Source organism: Finegoldia sp. P3-F-LR, from assembly GCF_052932165.1.
In genome coordinates this window covers 1-2,248 of record NZ_JBRFJE010000039.1, presented here as the reverse complement: position 1 = coordinate 2,248, position 2,248 = coordinate 1, and the positions used below count along the sequence as shown (strand labels likewise).

The window sequence follows — 2,248 nt, the reverse complement described above, 5'->3', positions numbered from 1 at the left end:
TTTTTCTTCTTTGAAACATACAATCCACCCAAAGTAGATAAAGCTGCAGCAGCCATCATCATAGCTTCTGATTCAATACCTGCTTTTGGTAAGTTCTTAGCTGGTTTGTCTTGTTTAGAAGGTCTAGTTGGTGCATCGGCGATCTTTTCAACTAAATCACTACCTTTGATAGTATCTTTTGATCCATCTGGATATGTGATAGTAGCTGATCCGTCGTTTCCGATTTCAACCTTAGTTCCTTGTGGGAATTTATCCTTATTAGCCTTTTCAATAGCTTCCTTAACCTTGTCTTTTTCATCCTTAGTTAAGTTAGAAGGATCTTCAACCTTAGTCTTTCCAGGAATTGCTGGGTCAACCTTGTCAGCGATAGTCTTGTCTGATGGTTTTTCATTATCACCAGGTTTTTGATTATCACCAGGTTTGTTTCCATCACCAGGTTTTTGATCGTCGCCAGGTTTTTGATTATCACCAGGTTTTTGATTATCACCAGGTTTTTGATTATCACCAGGTTTGTTTCCGTCACCAGGTTTGTTTCCGTCGCCCGGTTTGTTTCCATCGCCAGGTTTTGTTGGATCTGTTGGATCTGTAGGATCTGTTGTTCCTGGGTTATCTCCTGTAGATTTTTCATTAACTAACTTGTCAGCTGGAATAGTATCCTTTGATCCGTCTGGGTATGTGATTGTTGCATTACCCTTATCATCAACTTCTACCTTAGTTCCGTCTGGGAAGTTATCTTTGTTGGCTTCTTCGATCTTATCCTTAACTTCTTTCTTTTCGTCATCTGTTAAGTTATCCTTGTCTTCTACTTCAGTTTTTTCTGGAATAGCAGGATCAATTTCATCAGCTATTGTCTTGTCTTCTTTTTCTTTTTCTTTTACAAGGTCTTCAGCTGGGATAGTATCTTTTGATCCGTCTGGGTATGTGATTGTTGCATTACCCTTATCATCAACTTCTACTTCTGTTCCTTCTGGGAACTTATCTTTGTTGGCTTCTTCGATCTTATCCTTGATTTCTTCTTTTTCTTTATCAGTTAGATTATCTTTGTCGCCTACATCAGTCTTACCTGGAACTGTTGGTTCTACATTGTCAGCTATAGTTTCATTTTCGCCAGTTATTACAATAGCTACTTGAGCAGATTGAGTAGTTCCATCTCTGTAAGTTATTGTTACATTGATTATAGCTTCTCCAGCCTTATCAGTTGATGGAAGTTGTTGACCCTTATCTATAGTAACAGTATATTCATCTCTGTTTAGACCAACTACTACTATTGAGTTAATAACTTCAGCCTCTGTTAGACCGTCACCAACATTCTTGAATATTGCATGAGATTCTATTGGATATTCAATAGCAGGATCTCCACTTTCTGATTCTACAACCGTTACTGGAACATCTACCGTTTCTTTTGTTCCATCTGGATAAGTTACTTCAATCTTTCCTGTATAATTACCAGGTGTATTTGTATCTATTGTTCCTTCTGGAGTTACATCCTTAACTGTTGTACCTTCTGGAAGTTTGTCTAAGTTTGTTACGTTGTCTGTTAAGTCAACTTTACCGCCCTTCTTAACTTCTTCTTTTGATACTTCTGGTGTGTAGAATTCTGCGTGAGTTTTGTCTACTACATTAACAACAACTTTAACTATTTGTTTTGAACCATCTGGATAAGTGATTGTTACGTTTTGAGTATATTGACCAGCTTTGCTATCTTTTGTTGGTAAGTTTGCTGAGTCTACATATAACCATGCGTGAGAATCATTACCTATTGGTAGAAGGATTCTGTTATCTTCGCCAACCACAAACTCTTTTCCATTTTCCTTGAAGATTAACTTAACTTTTTTATAAACATCATGTGCTTTTACGTCAGTTCCTTTTGGTACTTCTAGTTCTCCACCTTCTGCTGTAAATAACGAACTCCAAGGAGCTACTGTTGCTGTTGCTTCTTCTGATGGCTTTTTACCTTCTTCAGTTGCTTTTGCAGTTATTTTAGCGTCTTTTGCTAATGCTGGTGTTTCTACTGACCAGTTACCCTTTTCATCTGCTGTAGCAGTTTTCTTTTCTCCATTTGGTAGAGTTACTTCTACTGTAGCACCTGGTGTTGCAGTACCACTTACACTTGTATCTCCAGCTTTTGGTTCAGTAATTGTTGGTTCTGCTGATGTTTGTTCATCTTTTGCAGCTATTGTTGCATCTTTAGTTGCTGGTTTCTTTCCTGGTTCTGTTTGTTCAGCTGTTACTTTTTCTCCTTCAACTA

At 37.7% G+C, this 2,248-nt stretch carries 1 protein-coding gene; it reads right to left on the bottom strand.

Annotated elements, in window-relative coordinates; translation table 11 throughout:
* A partial coding sequence (locus tag ACU68U_RS09155) for a Rib/alpha-like domain-containing protein (protein WP_446763192.1) occupies positions 1-2,248 on the bottom strand: 2,248 nt, incomplete at both ends.